The organism is Inquilinus sp. CA228 (assembly GCF_052078665.1).
Lineage (GTDB): Bacteria > Pseudomonadota > Alphaproteobacteria > DSM-16000 > Inquilinaceae > Inquilinus.
The window spans coordinates 1-16,665 of the sequence record NZ_JBQJIK010000098.1; the positions used below are offsets into that span (position 1 = coordinate 1).

At 71.2% G+C, this 16,665-nt stretch carries 21 protein-coding genes; 14 read left to right on the forward strand and 7 right to left on the reverse strand.

Features of this window, described 5'->3' with window-relative positions:
- Together ACTOWL_RS33415 and ACTOWL_RS33420 are read right to left on the reverse strand one after the other, a co-directional pair.
- On the reverse strand, positions 1-312 hold a 312-nt coding region (locus tag ACTOWL_RS33415; protein ID WP_441325620.1), incomplete at its 3' end, for an RsmD family RNA methyltransferase.
- Positions 281-1,258 carry a pseudouridine synthase gene (locus ACTOWL_RS33420; RefSeq protein WP_441325621.1) on the reverse strand — a complete coding sequence of 326 codons (978 nt, stop codon included), beginning with the start codon at positions 1,256-1,258 and terminating at the stop codon, positions 281-283. The genes ACTOWL_RS33420 and ACTOWL_RS33415, both read right to left, overlap by 32 nt.
- Positions 1,259-1,360: 102 nt before the next feature.
- Here ACTOWL_RS33420 and ACTOWL_RS33425 point away from each other — a divergent pair, with 102 nt between their 5' ends.
- On the forward strand, positions 1,361-1,795 hold the full coding sequence (locus tag ACTOWL_RS33425) for a nucleoside deaminase (RefSeq protein ID WP_441325654.1): 435 nt from the start codon (positions 1,361-1,363) through the stop codon (positions 1,793-1,795).
- 104 nt (positions 1,796-1,899) lie between these two features.
- The gene (locus ACTOWL_RS33430; RefSeq protein WP_441325622.1) at positions 1,900-2,967 is read left to right on the forward strand and encodes a DUF6438 domain-containing protein; all 1,068 of its coding nucleotides are present in this window, start codon (positions 1,900-1,902) and stop codon (positions 2,965-2,967) included.
- On the opposite strand, the gene ACTOWL_RS33435 is transcribed toward ACTOWL_RS33430, so the two are convergent.
- Entirely contained in the window at positions 2,964-3,881 is a 918-nt protein-coding gene (locus tag ACTOWL_RS33435; RefSeq protein ID WP_441325623.1) for a PhzF family phenazine biosynthesis protein, read from the reverse strand. The genes ACTOWL_RS33430 and ACTOWL_RS33435 overlap by 4 nt on opposite strands.
- Positions 3,882-3,950: 69 nt before the next feature.
- Between ACTOWL_RS33435 and ACTOWL_RS33440 the strand changes: the two genes are divergently transcribed.
- Together ACTOWL_RS33440 and ACTOWL_RS33445 are read left to right on the forward strand one after the other, a co-directional pair.
- Positions 3,951-4,250 carry an ArsR/SmtB family transcription factor gene (locus ACTOWL_RS33440; RefSeq protein WP_441325624.1) on the forward strand — a complete coding sequence of 100 codons (300 nt, stop codon included), beginning with the start codon at positions 3,951-3,953 and terminating at the stop codon, positions 4,248-4,250.
- A 59-nt stretch (positions 4,251-4,309) separates the two neighbouring features.
- Positions 4,310-4,804, forward strand: coding sequence for a GAF domain-containing protein (locus ACTOWL_RS33445; protein ID WP_441325625.1), 495 nt, complete (start codon positions 4,310-4,312; stop codon positions 4,802-4,804).
- Positions 4,805-4,811: 7 nt separating this feature from the next.
- Here ACTOWL_RS33445 and greB read toward each other — a convergent pair whose 3' ends face one another.
- Together greB and purD are read right to left on the reverse strand one after the other, a co-directional pair.
- On the reverse strand, positions 4,812-5,369 hold the full coding sequence (greB, locus tag ACTOWL_RS33450; protein ID WP_441325626.1) for a transcription elongation factor GreB: 558 nt from the start codon (positions 5,367-5,369) through the stop codon (positions 4,812-4,814).
- A gap of 44 nt (positions 5,370-5,413) precedes the next feature.
- A complete protein-coding gene (gene purD, locus ACTOWL_RS33455; RefSeq protein ID WP_441325627.1) occupies positions 5,414-6,673 on the reverse strand; it encodes a phosphoribosylamine--glycine ligase in 1,260 nt (419 codons plus the stop codon).
- Between the two features lie 60 nt (positions 6,674-6,733).
- Between purD and xseA the strand changes: the two genes are divergently transcribed.
- Positions 6,734-8,239: an exodeoxyribonuclease VII large subunit gene (gene xseA, locus ACTOWL_RS33460; protein ID WP_441325628.1), complete on the forward strand. Its 1,506-nt coding sequence runs from the start codon at positions 6,734-6,736 to the stop codon at positions 8,237-8,239.
- A gap of 2 nt (positions 8,240-8,241) precedes the next feature.
- Here the strand turns inward: xseA and ACTOWL_RS33465 are convergent, their stop codons facing one another.
- A complete protein-coding gene (locus ACTOWL_RS33465; RefSeq protein WP_441325629.1) occupies positions 8,242-8,925 on the reverse strand; it encodes a class I SAM-dependent methyltransferase in 684 nt (227 codons plus the stop codon).
- Between the two features lie 117 nt (positions 8,926-9,042).
- Between ACTOWL_RS33465 and ACTOWL_RS33470 the strand changes: the two genes are divergently transcribed.
- The 8 genes from ACTOWL_RS33470 to ACTOWL_RS33505 all read left to right on the forward strand — a co-directional run bounded on the left by ACTOWL_RS33470 (position 9,043) and on the right by ACTOWL_RS33505 (position 14,701).
- The gene (locus tag ACTOWL_RS33470; protein ID WP_441325630.1) at positions 9,043-9,921 is read left to right on the forward strand and encodes an alanine--tRNA ligase-related protein; all 879 of its coding nucleotides are present in this window, start codon (positions 9,043-9,045) and stop codon (positions 9,919-9,921) included.
- A gap of 59 nt (positions 9,922-9,980) precedes the next feature.
- Entirely contained in the window at positions 9,981-10,814 is an 834-nt protein-coding gene (locus tag ACTOWL_RS33475) for an aminoglycoside phosphotransferase family protein (RefSeq protein ID WP_441325631.1), read from the forward strand.
- Between the two features lie 77 nt (positions 10,815-10,891).
- Entirely contained in the window at positions 10,892-11,263 is a 372-nt protein-coding gene (locus tag ACTOWL_RS33480; RefSeq protein WP_441325632.1) for a YciI family protein, read from the forward strand.
- The gene (locus ACTOWL_RS33485) at positions 11,260-12,522 is read left to right on the forward strand and encodes an RNA polymerase sigma factor (protein WP_441325633.1); all 1,263 of its coding nucleotides are present in this window, start codon (positions 11,260-11,262) and stop codon (positions 12,520-12,522) included. The genes ACTOWL_RS33480 and ACTOWL_RS33485 overlap by 4 nt, the downstream gene beginning before the upstream one ends.
- A 248-nt stretch (positions 12,523-12,770) precedes the next feature.
- Positions 12,771-13,190, forward strand: a complete 420-nt coding sequence (locus ACTOWL_RS33490; protein WP_441325634.1) for a VOC family protein — start codon at positions 12,771-12,773, stop codon at positions 13,188-13,190.
- 26 nt (positions 13,191-13,216) lie between these two features.
- Positions 13,217-13,594, forward strand: coding sequence for a DUF1801 domain-containing protein (locus ACTOWL_RS33495; protein WP_441325635.1), 378 nt, complete (start codon positions 13,217-13,219; stop codon positions 13,592-13,594).
- Between the two features lie 132 nt (positions 13,595-13,726).
- Positions 13,727-14,158: a YybH family protein gene (locus ACTOWL_RS33500; RefSeq protein ID WP_441325636.1), complete on the forward strand. Its 432-nt coding sequence runs from the start codon at positions 13,727-13,729 to the stop codon at positions 14,156-14,158.
- 72 nt (positions 14,159-14,230) lie between these two features.
- Entirely contained in the window at positions 14,231-14,701 is a 471-nt protein-coding gene (locus ACTOWL_RS33505; RefSeq protein ID WP_441325637.1) for a YybH family protein, read from the forward strand.
- Here ACTOWL_RS33505 and ACTOWL_RS33510 read toward each other — a convergent pair.
- The gene (locus ACTOWL_RS33510; RefSeq protein WP_441325638.1) at positions 14,698-15,051 is read right to left on the reverse strand and encodes an ArsR/SmtB family transcription factor; all 354 of its coding nucleotides are present in this window, start codon (positions 15,049-15,051) and stop codon (positions 14,698-14,700) included. The genes ACTOWL_RS33505 and ACTOWL_RS33510 overlap by 4 nt on opposite strands.
- Positions 15,052-15,214: 163 nt before the next feature.
- Here ACTOWL_RS33510 and ACTOWL_RS33515 point away from each other — a divergent pair, with 163 nt between their 5' ends.
- Positions 15,215-16,642 (forward strand): MFS transporter, encoded by a 1,428-nt coding sequence (locus ACTOWL_RS33515; RefSeq protein ID WP_441325639.1) that lies wholly within the window; start codon positions 15,215-15,217, stop codon positions 16,640-16,642.
- Positions 16,643-16,665 lie beyond the last annotated feature (23 nt).

Sequence of the window (16,665 nt, forward strand, 5' to 3'; positions counted from 1 at the left end):
GGCGCGCGCCGTCTCGCCCAGCGTCTCGGCATTCTTCCGGGCGAAGCCCAGCGCCGCGGCCGAGCTGTCGAACAGCCAGGCCTCGGCGGCGCCGCGCGACAGCGCCTCGAAGGCCAGCGCGCCGGTGCCGGCGAAGGCGTCCAGCACCACGGCGCCGGTCACCGCGTCGCCCTCGTCGGGACCGTAGCCGGCATGGGCCAGGATGTTGAACACCGCCTCGCGCACCCGCTCGCCGGTCGGGCGGGTGGCGCGGTCCGGCGGGGCGGCGAGGGCGCGGCCCCTATGCCGGCCGGCGACGAGGCGCAGGGGCATGGCGGGAGGCGGGGCCGGTCGCGGGCTTCGAGCCTGTCGGCTTGGCCGGGACCGGCTTGCTCGCCGTCGGTTTGGCCACGGGCTTGCGCGTCGGCCGTTCCTCCTCATGGGTCGTCAGCCAGCGGCCGAGCTGGTCGCGCAGCACCGAGGCCTTGATCTCCTCGGCCTCGCCCTTCTCCAGGATGCCCAGCTGGAACGGGCCGTAGGCGACGCGGATCAGCCGGTTCACGTCCAGGCCGATCGCCTCCATCACCTTGCGCACCTCGCGATTCTTGCCCTCGCGCAGGGTGATGGTCAGCCAGGCATTGGCGCCCTGCACCTTGTCCAGCGCCGCCTCGATCGGGCCGTAATGCACGCCGGAAACGGTGATGCCCTTGGCCAGGCTCGCCAGCTTCGCCGGGTCCGGGGTGCCATGCACGCGCACGCGGTAGCGCCTCGGCCAGCCGGTCGACGGCAGCTCCAGCCGGCGCGACAGCTCGCCGTCATTGGTGAGGAGCAGCAGCCCCTCGCTGTTCAGGTCCAGCCGGCCGATCGAGACCACGCGCGGCAGCTCTTCGGGCAGGTTGTCGAACACGGTCTGGCGGCCCTGCGGGTCGGACCGGGTGGTGACCAGCCCGGCCGGCTTGTGATAGCGCCACAGCCGGGTGCGCTCGGGCTCCGGCACCGGCACGCCGTCGACGCTCAGCACGGCGCCGGGCGGCACCACCACGGCTGGGGTGTCCAGCACCTTGCCGTCCAGCGCCACGCGGCCCTCGGCGATCCAGCGCTCGGCCTCGCGGCGCGAGCACATGCCGGCCCGCGCCAGCACCTTGGCGACGCGCTCGCCATCCTTCTCGCCGCCATCCTTGAAGGTGGCTTTCGGTTTCGCGGCCGGGGTCGCGGCGCCTGTCGCGGCCGGATCGCCCGCCGTCTTCCCGACGGTGGTCTTGTGATCGGTCTTGCTCATCGCCCTTGTCTAGCGCGAAGCGCCCGGCCAGGGTTAGCGCGAAACGCAAGGATCTGACCCGTGCCCGCCGACCCGCCAGCCCCTGATCCGGCCGACACCTATATGCGCCTCGCCCTGGACGAAGCGACGGCCGCTGCCGCGCGCGGAGAAGTGCCGGTCGGCGCCGTGCTGGTCGAGGCCGCGACCGGCGCGGTGCTGGCCCGGGCCGGCAACCGGGTGGAAGAGCTGGCCGACCCGACCGCCCATGCCGAGGTGCTGGCGATCCGCGAGGCCGGCCGGCTGCGCGGCCGGCCGCGGCTGCCGGACTGCGACCTCTACGTCACGCTCGAGCCCTGCGCGCTGTGCGCCGGCGCCATCTCCTTCGCTCGCCTCCGCCGGCTGGTGTTCGCCGCCCTCGACCCGAAGGGCGGCGCGGTGCTGCACGGCCCGCGCTTCTTCGAGCAGAAGACCTGCCACCACCGCCCCCAGGTGGAGCAGGCGCCGGGCGCGGAGGAGGCGGGCGAGCTGCTGCGTGCTTTCTTCAGGGCGAGGAGGTAAGGGCGCTGACCTAGCCGCCGGCCCGGCGATCTGACAAGATCGGGTGGCCCCTGGGGGAGGGGCGGTTTCAGAGACGCCATATCATGCTCGGATTGTGGGGTCGGATGGTCGCGGCCATCCTGGCTGTCGGTGTCCTCTCCGGATGCCAGACGCAGTTTCCCAAGGTGTCGGAGGCGAGCGAGGTCGAGATCCGGCTGACGCGCAGTGCCTGCTTCGGCTGGTGCCCTGCCTATGCGGTCGACATCGCCGGGGACGGATCGGTGACCTATGAGGGGGGCAGCTCAGTGGCCGTGAGCGGCCGGTTCCAGGACCGGATCGCGCCGACGGAGGTGACCACCCTCGTCGGGATGTTCGAGCGAGCAGATTTCTTCTCGCTGAAGGACGAATACATCGCGGAGATCACGGACAGCCCGTTCACCAAGGTCTCCCTGACCATCGACGGCAGGACCAAGTCGGTCACGGATTACGTGGGCAAGTTTGCCGGCATGCCCGCGGCGGTCACTGAGCTCGAAGATGCGGTCGACCGAGCCGCGGGAACGGCGAAGTTTGTCAAGGGAACGCCAGAGACGATTCCGATGCTGCGGCAGGCCGGATTCGACTTCGCGTCTAGCAGGGCGGCGACCTTTCTGGCCGATGCGCTGGAGATCGATAGCTACGCCTATGCGAGCGACCTGATCTTGGCGGGCGCCCCCTTGAACGGGCGCACTTCGCGCCGGGACCAGCCGGCATTCGAGTTGCTGTTCCCTCTCGCGACCCCGTCGAGATCGGATCTCGGAAGAACGTCCGTCCTGTTTAGCGAGGCCGCCGCCGAACGAGGGACCCGGCAAGACAGAAGCGTGGCGCTTGTGATCGCCGCCAGGCGGGACGATGCAGGCCTTGTTCGAAGGCTGGTTGCCTTGGGTGTCGATCCGGTGGTCGAGGAATCCGGGGTTGGACGCTACACCGCACTGCATGCGGCCGCCTCGGCGAGGGTCGCCCGAATACTTCTGAGGGCAGGCATCGACCCCGATTTCACGAGTCCGATGATCCGGAAGGCGGTTCTGGTGACCGACTCCGAAGACGTGGCGCTGGTGCTGGCCGGCGCGAGGCTGAGCGACGAAACCAGGGACGAACTGATCGCCCGCGCCCGCGAGAAGGGCTGGACCCGTCTCCTCGCCAGGCTCGGCGCCTAGACCTCCGCCTCGCCCTGCAGCACCGGGATGCAGCCGCCGCCGACGGTGGCGCGGATGCCGTCCGCGGCGCGGCGGGCGGCGACGCGCAGCAGGCTCGGGCGGCCCATCTCCACGCCTTGGACGATCTCGGCCTGTCCGGCCTCGGCGCCGGACAGCGACAGCAGCAGCGCGCCGAGCGTGGCGTTGGCGCTGCCCGTCGCCGGGTCCTCATAGGTGCCGGACAGCGGCGCGAACATCCGGGCACGGATGCGGGCACCGCCCGGCGCGGCGATGTCCGGCGCCGCCGGGTCGCGGGCGTAGAGATGCAGCGACAGGCGCCGCTCCACCTTCGGGAACTGCTCCTGGGTGCGGCGGAAGGCGGCGATGTCCGGGGTGGCGCGGGTCAGCGCCTCGCCGGTGACCTCCACCAGCACGAAGGGAATGCCGACCGAGGCCAGCACCGGCTGGTGCGCTTTGGTGATGACGTCGGAGGGGGCCAGGCCGGCGCAGGCGGCGATCGCCTCGGCCGGCAGCTCCATCAGCGTCGACAGCGGCTGCGGCGCGGCGATCACGGCGCCGGTCACGGCCCCGGCCGCGTCGCGCTCAACCCGCACCTCGACCAGGCCGGACAGCTCCTCGAACAGCAGCACGCCGTCGCGGTCCAGCCCGTGCCGGGCCAGCACGCAGCCGGTGCCGACATTGGGGTGGCCGGCGAAGGGCATCTCGTAGGTGCGGTTGAAGATCCGCACCCGCGCCGAATGCGTCGGGTCCTCCGGCGGCAGCACGAAGGTCGTCTCGCTCAGGTTGAACTCGGCGGCCAGCGACTGCATCTCGCCGTCCGACAGGCCGCGCGCATCCGGGAACACCGCCAGCTGGTTGCCGCCGAAGCGGCGGTCGGTGAACACGTCCACGGTCTCGAAGGCGAAGCGGCGCATCACGGCCTCCTGTCGGTTCGGAAAGGCCCCGAGTCTTGACAGGACTTTGTCCTTTGGCAAAGTGCCGAAATGTACCCGGCCAATCTCTTCCGCGCCTTGGCCAATGAGCGCCGCCTGCAGATCCTGGACTGGCTGAAGGATCCGCGCGCGCATTTCCCGCCGCAGGCCGATGGCGACCTGGTCGAGGATGGGGTCTGCGGCCTGTTCATCGCCGACAAGCTCGGCATCAGCCAGCCGACGCTGAGCGAGCATATGCGCGTCCTGGTCCAGTCCGGTCTGGTGGTGCCGAAGCGGATCAGGCAATGGACCTTCTACAAGCGCGACGAGGAGCAGATCCGCGCCGCGCGGGCGGCGGTCGAGACGCTGTGAGGCTTTCCGCCGGGCATTCCCGTGCCTATCTTCCAGGCGACCGACAGGAAGACCGACCGATGTTCCAGACCGCACGCCCCGATCCCGCCCAGCCCAAGGCCGAGGCCTATCGCGACCTGCTCTCCCAGGCGGAGGGGCTGTTTCATGGCGAGACCGACGCCATCGCCAACGCCGCCAATCTCTCGGCCCTGATCTATCACGGCCTGCCGGAGCTGAACTGGGCCGGCTTCTACCTGCTGCGCAGCGAAAGCGAGCTGGTGCTCGGGCCGTTCCAGGGCAAGCCGGCCTGCATCCGCATCCCGCTCGGCCGCGGCGTCTGCGGCGCGGCGGCGGAGAGCCGGGAATCGGTGCTGGTGCCGGATGTGCACGCCTTCCCTGGCCACATCGCCTGCGACGCCGCCTCGCGGTCCGAACTGGTGGTGCCGCTGCTGCGGGACGGGAAGGTGCTGGGTGTGCTCGACCTCGACAGCCCGCTGCCCAACCGCTTCGACGCCGAGGACCAGGCCGGGATCGAGGCGCTGGCCGCGCTGTGGGTCGCCGCCAGCGCCGCCTGACGGTCTCTCAGCCCTTGTCGCGGTCGTAGCGGATCTCGATCACCTCGGCGGCCTCGACCCCGCCCGGGGCACGGACCTCGACCACATCGCCCTCCTGCGTCCGCATCAAGGCGCGGGCGAGGGGGGAGATCCAGCTGATGTCGCCGGCATCCGCATCGGTCTCGTCGATGCCGACGATGCGCACGGTGCGCTCGCGGTCCTGGCCGTCCACATAGGTCACGGTGGCGCCGAAATAGACCCGGTCGCGGTTGGTCTGGCGCGCGGGGTCGACCACCTCGGCGATCTCCAGCCGCTTGGTCAGGAACCGCACCCGGCGGTCGATCTCGCGCAGCCGCTTCTTGCCGTAGATGTAGTCGCCATTCTCCGACCGGTCGCCATTGCCGGCGGCCCAGGACACCACCTCGACCACTTTCGGCCGCTCGACCCGCCACAGCTGCTTCAACTCGTCCTGCAGCCGCTGGAATCCCTCGGGCGTGATGTAGTTCTTCGACCCCGCGGGCAGGGGCGCCGGCGCATCGTCCAGCTCCTCCTCGGTGTCGGTCTCTTTGGTGAAGGCCTTGCTCATCCGGGCAGTCTACGCCGATCGGGCCGCCGGTTTCAAAACGCAGGTCACACCGCGATGTCCCGGCGGCAGAAGCCCTCCGGCCAGTCGATGCGGTCGACCGCCTGATAGGCTCGTGATCGGGCCTCGGCGATGTCGGCGCCCAGCGCCGTCACCGCCAGCACCCGGCCGCCCTGGGCGGTGACCGTGCCGTCGGCCTCGGCCTTGGTGCCGGCGTGGAACACGATGGTGCCCGGCACCTGTCCGGCTTGGTCGAGCGCCCGGATCGGGCTGCCCTTCCTGTAGCTGCCAGGATAGCCGTTCGCCGCCATCACCACCGTTACCGCCGCCTCCGGCCGCCAGCGCAGGGTCAGGTGGCGCAGTTCGCCGTCAGCCGCGGCGATCAGGGCGGTCAGCAGGTCCGAGCTCAGCCGCGGCAGCAGCGTCTCGCATTCCGGGTCGCCGAAGCGGACATTGTGCTCGATCAGCTGCGGCCCGTGCTCGGTCAGCATCAGCCCGGCGAACAGGATGCCGCGGAACGGCGTGCCCTCGGCCTCCATGGCCTGCAGCGTCGGCTGCACGATCTCGGCCATGATCCGGGCCTCGAGCTCCGGCGTCGCCAGCGGGTGCGGCGAGACGGCGCCCATGCCGCCGGTGTTCGGGCCCTCATCGTGGTCGAAGGCCCGCTTGTGGTCGCGGGCGGTGGCCAGCGGCAGCGCGGTCTGGCCGTCGCACAGGGCGAAGAAGCTCAGCTCCGGCCCGACCAGGCATTCCTCGACCACGATCGAGGCGCCGGCGGCGCCGAAGCCGCCCTCGGTCAGCATGGCGTCGACCGCGTCCTGGGCCTCCTCGATCGACTGCGCCACCACCACGCCCTTGCCGGCGGCCAGCCCGTCGGCCTTGACCACGATCGGCGCGCCCTCGATGGCGACATAGGCCTTGGCCTCGGTCGCGTCGGTGAAGCGGCGGTAGCGCGCGGTCGGGATGTCGTATTTGGCGCAGAGGTCCTTGGTGAAGCCCTTCGACCCCTCCAGCGCCGCGGCCGCGGCGGTCGGCCCGAAGGCCTTGATCCCGGCTTCGGTCAGCCGGTCGACCAGCCCCGCCACCAGCGGCGCCTCCGGCCCGACCACGACGAAGTCGATCGCGTTCTCCTGGGCGAACCCGACCAGCCCGTCGACATCCTCGGCCGCGACCGGCACGCAGGTCGCCTCCTTCGCGATGCCGGCATTGCCGGGCGCGCAGAACAGCGTGGTGCACAGGGGGGAGGCGGCGATCGCCCAGGCCAGGGCATGTTCGCGGCCGCCGCCGCCGACCAGAAGGATGCGCATCGCAGAACCCGCTCTCGATCTCTTGCTCAAGTGGCAGCGGTTTAGCATGGTGGCCGCAGCATGACCGAGCAAAACGACACCCCCCCGGCCCCCGCCGACCGCCCCGGCTCCAACCTGCCGGAATTCACCATCGCCGAGCTGACCGGCGCGCTGAAGCGCACCATCGAGGGCGAATTCGGCATGGTCCGCGTGCGGGCCGAGATCGGCAAGGTCACGGTGCCGCGCTCCGGCCATGTCTACCTGACGCTGAAGGACGACAGCTGCACCCTCGAATCGGTGATCTGGAAGGGCCAGCTGGCGCGGCTGATGGTGCGGCCGGAGCAGGGGATGGAGGTCATCTGCACCGGCCGGCTGACCATCTACGGCTCGCGCTCGCAGTACCAGATGGTGATCGAGCAAATGGAGCTGGCGGGCGAGGGCGCCATCCTCAAGATGCTGGAGGAGCGCCGCCGCCGCCTCGCCGCCGAAGGGCTGTTCGAGGCCGCGCGCAAGCGGGCGCTGCCGTTCCTGCCGCGGGTGATCGGCGTCGTCACCTCGCCGACCGGCGCGGTGATCCGCGACATCCTGCACCGGCTGTCCGACCGCTTCCCGCGCCACGTCCTGGTCTGGCCGGTGGCGGTGCAGGGCGAATCGGCGGCGGGCCAGGTGGCGGCGGCGATCGAGGGCTTCAACTCGTTGCCAAAGGACGGACCGGTGCCGCGGCCGGACCTGCTGATCGTCGCCCGCGGCGGCGGCAGCCTGGAAGACCTGATGCCGTTCAACGAGGAGATCGTGGTGCGGGCGGCGGCGGCCAGCGCCATCCCGCTGATCTCCGCCGTCGGGCACGAGACCGACACCACCCTGATCGACTTCGCCTCGGACCGCCGCGCCCCGACCCCGACCGCGGCGGCGGAGATGGCGGTGCCGGTCCGGGCCGAGCTGCTGGGCCGGGTGCTGGACTGCTCCCGCCGCCTCGAAGCCGGCACCGCCCGGCTGTTCGGCGAGCACCGCACGCGGCTCGACGCTTTGCGCCGCGGCCTGGGCGACCCGGCGCGGCTGATCGAGTCGGCGATGCAGCGGCTGGACGACCGCGGCGAGCGGCTGGACCGGGCCGGGCTCGGCACGGTCGAACGGCGGCGCGCCAAGCTGGCCGAGCTCGGCGCCCGGCTGCCGCATCCGCGCCGGCAGGTGGCGGAGACGGTGCGGCACCTGGCCCAGCTCGGCGACCGGCTGGCCGCCTGCGGCCCGCGCCTGACCCACCGTCCGGCCGACTGGTTCCAGGCCCTGTCCGGCCGCTTCGGGCCGGAGCCGGTGCAGCGCGTCTTGGCCGACCGCACGGCCCGCCTGGCCGCCGCCGGCCGGCTCTTGGAGAGCTACTCCTATGTCGACGTGCTGCGCCGCGGCTATGCCCTGGTGCTGGACCCGGCCACCGGCCATGCCCTCAGCTCGGCGCAGGAGGCGACGCCCGGCCGGGCCGTGGCGATCCGCTTCCAGGACGGCGACGCGCCGGCCGTGATCGGCGGCAGCCGCCCGCACCGGCCCGCCCGCGCGCCGGACCCGAAGCCGGAGCAGGGATCGCTGCTGTAGGGCTACGCCGGTTCCGCCAGGGCCCAGCGGCGCGGCGGATCGAGCCAGCGGACCAGCCGCAGCCCGGCAGAGGCCAGCGCCTCCGCCAGCTGCTCATCGTCGATCAGCTCGCAGGTGAAGCTCTGGGTCCAGGCCGCGTCGGCCGCTTCCGAGCGAAGGGTGATATGGGCCAGGCGGCCCTCATGCCGGACCGATTCGACCACATGGCGGATGCCGGCTTCCTCTCCGGCCGGCCCGGGGCCAATCGCCGAGAAGGTCGCGGGGTTGCGGCGTTCGATCAGCACCGCGCCGCCGGGCCGGACATGGCGGCGGCAGGCGGCCAGCAGCGCCGCCCGTGTCCCGGCCTCGGGGAAGTTGATCAGCGTGCTGGCCAGCAGCACCGCGTCGAAGCCGCGACCGAGGTCGAGATCCTCGATATCGGCCAGCACCGTCTCCGCGCCCCGGACATGGGCCAGCATCTCGGCCGAGTTGTCGACCGCGGTCACCGCATAGCCGCGGGCGACCATGGCGTGGGTGACGCGGCCCGGCCCCGAGCCCAGCTCCAGGATCGAGCCGCCGATGGAGACCACGGCAGCGACGATCTCCGCCTCGCCGTCGGCCGGCAGGCGCCGATACAGCTCCACGGCGCAGCCATCCTGAGTGCGCGCGCCTGGCCCGGTGCCGGTGAAACGGATCGCGGAGCCCATGCGGCGGTCCTCCCTTATGGTCCGTCGGAGATGGCGATGGCAGCCGGCCGGCACCAGGGGCTTGAGAACCGTCCGGCACGTGGTTAGATACCCATAGGCCCGTCCTCCCGGCGGGCCGTGACCGCACAGGAGGTTGCCTATGTCCCCGCGGGACGCCTGACCCACCGATTCCGCCTGTTCTGCGAGAACAGGGGGATCGGTTTCGACACGAACCCTTCGGTTCGGCCCTTCGACAGCACGACGCTGTTCTGTACGGCGGGCATGCAGCAGTTCAAGCCGCTGTTCATCGACCCGGCCTACACAGCCACCTTCGCCAATCTCCAGTCCTGCCTGCGCCTGGGCGATCTCGACGAGATCGGCGACGGCACGCATCTGCTCCGCTTCGACATGCTCGGCCTGTTCTCGTTCCGGCAGATGACCGTCGGGCAGGCGATCGACTTCTGGCTCGATTTCCTGGCGGAGATCGGGGCGTGGCCGGACCATGTCACCATCCATCCCGACCGCATGGCCGACTGGTCGCCGCTGTATCGCGGCCGGGTGCCGATCCGGCCCGACCCGGACTGCACCTGGAGCGACGGCAGCATCAGCGGCCATTGCACCGAGTTCTACCGGGACGGGGTCGAGATCGGGAACATCGTCAACCCGCTCGGCACCTGCATCGATGCAGGATTCGGGCTGGACCGGCTGGATGCGCTGGTCAACGGCACCCCGCCGATGACCCCGGCGCAGATCCTGGTCGAAGGGATCGAGAGCATCATCGCCAGCGGCTATCGGCCCGGCCCGAAGACGCAGGGCTATGTCCTGCGCAAGCTGCTGCGCCGGCTGTGGGCGATCGGCGGATCGCTCGACCATCCGCACTTCCGGGCGGAGGCGGCACGGCAGCAGCGGCTGCGCGACCGCTATGCCCGGCTGAAGCCGCACCATCCGGACAAGCCGCCGGAATGGTGGTTCGACACCCATGGCATCGATCTGGACGAGGTCGTGGGGCCGGCGTAAGCCGGCCCCAGCCCCGCCATGCGCGACAAACCCAACCAAGGACCAACCAAGGACCGAGGATGTTCGACGAAGACCTGGCCCGCTGGGACCTGGTGCCGGACGGCGAGCCGATCGTCACCCATGGCAGCCGATTGCTCGCTGTGCGCTGCGGTGACCTGCCGGCGATGATCAAGCAGCCGGTCAACGCGGATGAGAAGCTGGGCTGCCTCTTGATGCAGTACTGGACCGGCGAGGGGGCGGCGATGGTGCTGGCCCAGCACGGCGACACGCTGCTGCTGGAACGCGCCACGGGCCCGGCCTCGCTGGTCGCCATGTCGATGCAGGGGCAGGACGACGAGGCCTGCCGCATCCTGTGCGACGCCGCGACCCGGCTGCACGCGCCGCGCGGCCGGCCGCTGCCGGACGGGCTGCTGCCGCTGGAGACATGGTTCGAGCCGCTGACCCTGGGCGGCGACCGCTACGGCGGCGTCGTGGCCCACGCCGCCGCCGTCGCCCGCGGGCTGCTGGCGGAGCGGCGCGACGTCGTCACCCTGCATGGCGACCTGCACCACGGCAACGTGCTGGATTTCGGCCCGCGCGGCTGGCTGGTGATCGATCCCCGGTACCTGGTCGGCGACCGCGGCTATGATTTCGGCGGCATCTTCACCAACCCCGACATGGGTTTCCCCGGCGCGCCGGCCCTGGCCGAGCCGGACCGGGCCGTGGCCACCCAGCCCGGCCGGCTGGCCCGGCGGGCGACGGTGGTGGCCGAGGCGGCGGGCATGGATCGCGCCCGGCTGCTGCGCTGGGTGCTGGCCTCGGCCGCCCTCTCCGCCGTCTGGAGCCTCGACGACGGCGACCACCCGGCGATCGACCTGGCCGTGGCCGAGATGGCGTTGGCGGAGCTGGGCTGAGGCCGCCGCATTTTTTGCCGGTCGTGTCGGCTGCGGGCATACTCCTTCGTCCTCGGGAGGAAGAAGGAAACACCCGGATGCTGTACGCCGTCCTCTGCTACCACAACGAAGCCGTGACCGAGGCCTGGAGCAAGGCCGAAGACGACGCCGTCATGGCCCGGCTGGCCGCGGTGCAGGAGCCGCTGGCGAAGCAGGGCAAGATCGGGCCCGTCGCCCGGCTGCTGCCGACCACCGCCGCCACCACCCTGCGCAGCGGCGTGGGCGAGCCGTTGGTGATCGACGGCCCCTTCGCCGAGACCAAGGAGCAGCTTCTGGGCTTCTACACCTTCGATTGCGCCTCGCTGGACGAGGTGCTGGACATCGTGCGCGACCTCGCGCGCGCCAATCCCGGGGGATCCTATGAGGTCCGCCCGATCCGCATCTTCAAGCCGGGAACCGCTGGATCATGACCGACCTCGCCTGGATCGACGCGGCCTTCGCCTCTGCCCGCCCCCAGGCCCTCGGCGCGCTGCTGCGCTATTTCCGGGACCTGGACACGGCGGAGGAGGCGTTCCAGGAGGCCTGTCTCCGGGCGCTGAAGACCTGGCCGCAGAAGGGGCCGCCGCGCGACCCTGCGGCCTGGCTGATCTTCGTCGGCCGCAACGCCGCCCTCGACGGCGTGCGCCGCGGCCGCAAGCAGGAGCCGCTGCCGCCGGACGAGCTGCTGTCCGACCTCGGCGACGCCGAGGCCGACATGGCCGAGCGGCTGGACGGCGCCGAGTACCGCGACGACATCCTGCGGCTGCTGTTCATCTGCTGCCATCCCGACCTGCCGGCGACGCAGCAGATCGCGCTGGCGCTGCGCATCGTCTCCGGCCTGTCGGTCAGGCAGATCGCCCGCGCCTTCCTGGTGGGCGAAAGCGCGATGGAGCAGCGCATCACCCGGGCCAAGGCCAAGGTCGCCAATGCCGGCGTGCCGTTCGAGGCACCGGGCGCGCCGGAGCGGGCGCAGCGGCTGGCGATCGTCGCCGCCATGATCTACCTGGTGTTCAACGAGGGCTATTCCGCCGCCAACAGCGAGGAGGCGCCGTTGCGCGCCCCCTTGTGCGACGAGGCGATCCGCCTGGCCCGGCTGTTGCTGCGGCTGTTCCCGGCCGAGCCCGAGATCATGGGCCTCACCGCGCTGCTGCTGCTGCAGCATTCACGGGCGCCGGCACGCTTCGACCCCGACGGCAGCATCGTGCTGCTGGAGGAGCAGGACCGGACCCTGTGGAACCGCGCCATGATCGCCGAAGGGCTGGCGCTGATCGACAAGGCGATCCGCCACCGCAGCCCCGGCCCGTACCAGGTGCAGGCGGCGATCGCGGCGCTGCACGCCCGGGCGGCGCGGGCGCCGGACACCGACTGGGCCCAGATCGACCTGCTCTACGCCACGCTGGAGCGGCTGCAGCCCTCGCCGGTGGTGACGCTGAACCGCGCCGTCGCCGTGGCCAAGCTGCACGGCCCCCAGGCGGCGCTGGAGCTGATCGAGCCGCTGGCGCCGCGCCTGTCCGGCTATTTCTACTTCTTCGGGGTGCGCGGGGCGCTGCTGCAGCAGCTCGGCCGCTTCGGCGAGGCGCGCGAGGCCTTCAACCAGGCCATCGCCCTGGCCAACACCGCGGCCGAGGCCGCCCATATCCGCATGCATCTCGACCGGCTGCAGCAGGACGGCACCGCCGAGGTCGGCTGAGAGACCGTCTGGAAACGCTACTGGTGCGGCCGTCTGACGGCGGTTTCTCCGCTTCCGGTGCTCACGCACCAAACGTGCGCTGCGCTCCGGTTCTCGAAACCACCGCCAGCCGACTCACACCAGCGCATTTCCAAACGGTCTCTGAGGCCGGAAAAATTTCTCGAAGCCGTTGTCGGCGCCGCTCCGGCCCAGCCGTCCTTGAGGCAGGCCCGCAGCATCCGCCGCGGCCGGAATGCAGGAGAGGCCAGATGACTGAGTTCGACGAATCCGCGATGCAGGCGCGGGCCCAGGTCCACGGCGTGGCCGCCTATCTCGTTGTCGAAGGGGCGGTGAAGGCCTCGGAGTTCTACCAGAAGGCGTTCGGCGGCGAGGAGTGCGGCCGCGTGCCGGTCGACGACCAGGGCCGGACCATGCACATCCACCTCTACATCAACGGCGGCTCGGTGATGCTCTGCGATCCCTATCCGGAGCACGGCCATCCGTTCCAGAAGCCGCAGGGCTTCACCCTGCATCTCCAGGTCGACGACGCCGATGCGTGGTGGAAGCGCGCGGTCGGGGCCGGGGCCGAGATCGTCACGCCGCTGCAGCCGATGTTCTGGGGCGACAATTACGGCCAGCTGCGCGACCCGTTCGGCGTGCTGTGGTCGATCGGCGCGCCGATCCGCTGAACCGGTCCAGGGGGACACGAACCATCATGGCCAAGACGGTCGATGAGTATGTCGCCGGGCTCTCGGGCTGGCAGGCGAAGGCGGTGGCGGCGCTGCGGCGGGACATCCTCGCCGCCGGCGGCGTCACCGAGGCGTTCAAATGGGGCCACCCGGTCTACGAGGCCGGCGGCCCGGTCTGCCTGGTCAAGGCGCACAAGGCCCATGTCACCTTCGCCCTGTGGCGCGGTGCCGAGATGACGGCGCTGGAGCCGCGGCTGGAGCCGAGCGGCGGCTTCCAGATGGCGTCGATCAAGCTCGACGGTCCCGGGCAGATCGGTGCCGACCAGGTCGGCCGGCTGGTCGCCGCCGGCATCGCGCTGAATCGCGAGAAGGGCGATCCGCTCAAGCAGCCGAAGCGGGCCTGACGGGACCGGCGCCGGGGATCGCCCGGCGCCGGTCCTCTGTTGAGAAAAGCAGCCCGGATGTCGGATCCGCGGTCGCCGATCCGTCCTCTGGGCAGATGTCCGGAGGACGGACTCGAGACAGAGGAGAGACAGATGGCCGCCAACACCACCGAAGCCCGGATCCACGCCCTGGTCGGGGAGCGCTCGGCGGCACTGCGCCGCAAGGACGCCAAGAGCGTCGTCGCCTGTCAGGCCGCCGACTACGTCCTCTACTCCCTGGCGCCGCCGCTGCGGACCGAGGAGGCGGGAACCGAGGGGCTGGAGGCTTGGTTCGCCACCTGGCGTGGCCCGATCGGCTACGAGATCCACGATCTCGGCATCGCCGCGGGCGGCGACGTTGCCTTCTGCCACGGCTTCGCCCGGATGACCGGCACCAAGACCGATGGCGAGAGCGTCGAGCTGTGGTTCCGCGTCACCCTCGGCCTCCGCCGCGCCGCCGACGGATGGACCATCGTGCACGAGCACGAATCCGTGCCCTTCTACATGGACGGAAGCCTGCGGGCGGCGGTGGACCTGAAGCCCTGAGGTGCCGGGGTCAGGCGGTCCGGTTCAGCGCCGGTGCCAGCAGCCGGAACCCCAGACGCGATGGAGGAAGAGATGACCAACCAGCATGACAGCAAGGCCGAGATCCGCGCCCTGATCGAGGAGCGCGCGGCGGCGCTGCGCCGCAAGGACGCCAAGGGCTTCGTCGGCCGCCAGGCCGCCGACTACTCCCTCTACTCCCTCTACTCCCTCTACTCCCTCTACTCCCTCTACTCCATGGGGTCGCCGCTGGCAGCCGACCAGGCGGGCGTCGAGGAGGTGGACGCCTGGTTCGCCGGCTGGCGGGGGCCGATCGGCTACGAAGTCCACAATCTCGACATCACGGCCGACGGCGACGTCGCCTTCTGCCACGGCTTCGCCCGGATGAGCGGTACCAAGACCGACGGCGAGGCGGTCGATCTCTGGTTTCGCCTCACCCTCGGCCTGCGCCGGGCGGCCGACGGCTGGGCGATCGTGCACGAGCACGAATCCGTACCCTTCTACATGGACGGCAGCCTGCGGGCCGCGGTGGACCTGAAGCCCTAGACGCCGGCGGCTTCCGAAGGAGCTTGGCGCCCCGGCGCCTCGGCATCGGCCCGGACGGCGCCGATCAGCGCGTCGAGCAGGCCGGGGAAGCGGGCGTCGAGGTCGTCGCGGCGCAGCGACAGCAGGTTCTCGCGGCCGGAGGGGCGCTGCCAGATCACGCCGCTGTCGCGCAGCACCCGCCAATGGTGGGTGAGGGTCGATTTCGACACGTTCTTCAGCACCGTGCCGCAGGCGTGCTCGCCGCCCTGCGACAGGACGCGGATCACGCTCAGCCGCATCGGATGACCCAGGGCGGCCAGGACGTTCTCCAGCCGGATCTGGTGCCGGTCGGGGTGCTGCGGGGTGATCATACCCGATAGATAAGCGACGATACGCGTACAGTCAAACCATCGACCTCCGCGAGCGGGACGGCGGAAGCGTCTCGCTTAGATAGTACGTAAATTCTAGTACTGTTCAACAGTACGATAAGACGCGTACAGTCGGACGAATCGAATCCGACGGAAGGAACCCTCCATGTCCGCATCCGTGTCCGCCGCGGGGCACCGCTCGCTCGGCTGGAGCCTGGCGCTGCTGGCCTTCGCCCAGCTGATCTTCGCCCTCGACCTCAACATCGTGTTCGTCGCCCTGCCGGAGATCGGCGCCGGCCTCGGCTTCTCCGAGCAGTCGCTGCAATGGGTGGTCAGCGCCTACACCGTGTTCTGCGGCGGCTTCCTGCTGTTCGGCGGCCGCGCCGCCGACCTGCTCGGCCAGCGCCGGATGTTCGTGTCCGGCCTCGTCCTCTATGCCGCCTCATCGCTGGTCGGCGGGCTGGCCTGGAGCCCGGGCGTCATCATCATCGCCCGCGCCGTGCAGGGCATCGGCGGCGCGATCCTGTTCCCGGCCACGCTGTCGCTGGTCAACCGCCTGTTCGAGGAGGGGCCGCGGCGCAACCGGGCGCTCGCGGTCTGGGGCGGCGCCGGGGCCAGCGGGCTGACCCTGGGCTCGCTGCTCGGCGGCGTGCTGACCGACGGCTTCGGCTGGTCGGCGGTGTTCTTCGTCAATGTCCCGCTGGCCGGCATCGTCGCCCTGGCCGCCCTGGCGGTGATCCCGCGCGATCCGCCGCGCCTGGCCCGCCGCAGCTTCGACCTGCCCGGCGCGCTGACCGTCACCGCCGGCGTCACCCTGCTGGTCTATGTCCTGGTGCAGGGGCCGGAGGCGGGCTGGGGCGCGGCCCCGATCGTCGCCGCCGCCGTGCTCTCCGCCCTCCTGCTGGCCACGTTCGTGCTGATCGAGACCCGCAGTGCCGACCCGCTGATGCCGATGCGGCTGTTCCGCAACCGCAGCCTGGTCGCAGGCATGTCGATCACCTTCATCTACATGGGCAGCTTCGGCGCTCTGCCCTATTTCCTCACCGTGCTGTTCCAGACCGTGATGGGCTTCAGCGCGCTCGAGACCGGCCTGGCCTTCATCGTACCGTCGCTCGCCATCGCCGCCGGCACCCAGCTGGGCGAGCGGCTGGCGACGAAGCTGACCACGCGCAGCACGCTGCTGCTGGGGTCGGCGATCGGCGTGGTCGGCACCGTCGCGATCGGCCTCGCCACCACCGCCGGCTATGCCGCGCTGGTGCCGGGGCTGGTGGTCTCCGGCATCGGCCAGGGCATCGTCTGGACCGGGATGTGGATTGCCTCGGCCTCGGGCGTCGCGGCGGAGGAGCAGGGCGTCGCCTCCGGCATGGCCTCGACCACGCTGAACATCGGCAACGCCATCGGCCTCGCCGTCCTGATCGCCATCGCCAATGCCGGGATCGCCGGGCAACAGGGCGAGGCGCTGCGCCTGGTGATCGCCGACGGCGCCCGCCTCGCCTTCATCCTCGCCGTGCTCGGCATCGTCCTCGGCGGGCTGGTGGCGCTGGCTTTGCCGCGGCAGGCCCGCGGCGCGGCGGTGCAGGCGGCGGCAACCTGATCGCCTTCGCCGGCTGGAGCGAC

Bases quoted from the DNA above. Each gene is read 5' to 3' on its own strand.
- ACTOWL_RS33420 (WP_441325621.1), bottom strand. From the start codon at position 1,258: ATGAGCAAGACCGATCACAAGACCACCGTCGGGAAGACGGCGGGCGAT.
- ACTOWL_RS33425 (WP_441325654.1), top strand. From the start codon at position 1,361: ATGCGCCTCGCCCTGGACGAAGCGACGGCCGCTGCCGCGCGCGGAGAA.
- ACTOWL_RS33430 (WP_441325622.1), top strand. From the start codon at position 1,900: ATGGTCGCGGCCATCCTGGCTGTCGGTGTCCTCTCCGGATGCCAGACG.
- ACTOWL_RS33435 (WP_441325623.1), bottom strand. From the start codon at position 3,881: ATGCGCCGCTTCGCCTTCGAGACCGTGGACGTGTTCACCGACCGCCGC.
- ACTOWL_RS33440 (WP_441325624.1), top strand. From the start codon at position 3,951: ATGTACCCGGCCAATCTCTTCCGCGCCTTGGCCAATGAGCGCCGCCTG.
- ACTOWL_RS33445 (WP_441325625.1), top strand. From the start codon at position 4,310: ATGTTCCAGACCGCACGCCCCGATCCCGCCCAGCCCAAGGCCGAGGCC.
- greB (WP_441325626.1), bottom strand. From the start codon at position 5,369: ATGAGCAAGGCCTTCACCAAAGAGACCGACACCGAGGAGGAGCTGGAC.
- purD (WP_441325627.1), bottom strand. From the start codon at position 6,673: ATGCGCATCCTTCTGGTCGGCGGCGGCGGCCGCGAACATGCCCTGGCC.
- xseA (WP_441325628.1), top strand. From the start codon at position 6,734: ATGACCGAGCAAAACGACACCCCCCCGGCCCCCGCCGACCGCCCCGGC.
- ACTOWL_RS33465 (WP_441325629.1), bottom strand. From the start codon at position 8,925: ATGGGCTCCGCGATCCGTTTCACCGGCACCGGGCCAGGCGCGCGCACT.
- ACTOWL_RS33475 (WP_441325631.1), top strand. From the start codon at position 9,981: ATGTTCGACGAAGACCTGGCCCGCTGGGACCTGGTGCCGGACGGCGAG.
- ACTOWL_RS33480 (WP_441325632.1), top strand. From the start codon at position 10,892: ATGCTGTACGCCGTCCTCTGCTACCACAACGAAGCCGTGACCGAGGCC.
- ACTOWL_RS33485 (WP_441325633.1), top strand. From the start codon at position 11,260: ATGACCGACCTCGCCTGGATCGACGCGGCCTTCGCCTCTGCCCGCCCC.
- ACTOWL_RS33490 (WP_441325634.1), top strand. From the start codon at position 12,771: ATGACTGAGTTCGACGAATCCGCGATGCAGGCGCGGGCCCAGGTCCAC.
- ACTOWL_RS33495 (WP_441325635.1), top strand. From the start codon at position 13,217: ATGGCCAAGACGGTCGATGAGTATGTCGCCGGGCTCTCGGGCTGGCAG.
- ACTOWL_RS33500 (WP_441325636.1), top strand. From the start codon at position 13,727: ATGGCCGCCAACACCACCGAAGCCCGGATCCACGCCCTGGTCGGGGAG.
- ACTOWL_RS33505 (WP_441325637.1), top strand. From the start codon at position 14,231: ATGACCAACCAGCATGACAGCAAGGCCGAGATCCGCGCCCTGATCGAG.
- ACTOWL_RS33510 (WP_441325638.1), bottom strand. From the start codon at position 15,051: ATGATCACCCCGCAGCACCCCGACCGGCACCAGATCCGGCTGGAGAAC.
- ACTOWL_RS33515 (WP_441325639.1), top strand. From the start codon at position 15,215: ATGTCCGCATCCGTGTCCGCCGCGGGGCACCGCTCGCTCGGCTGGAGC.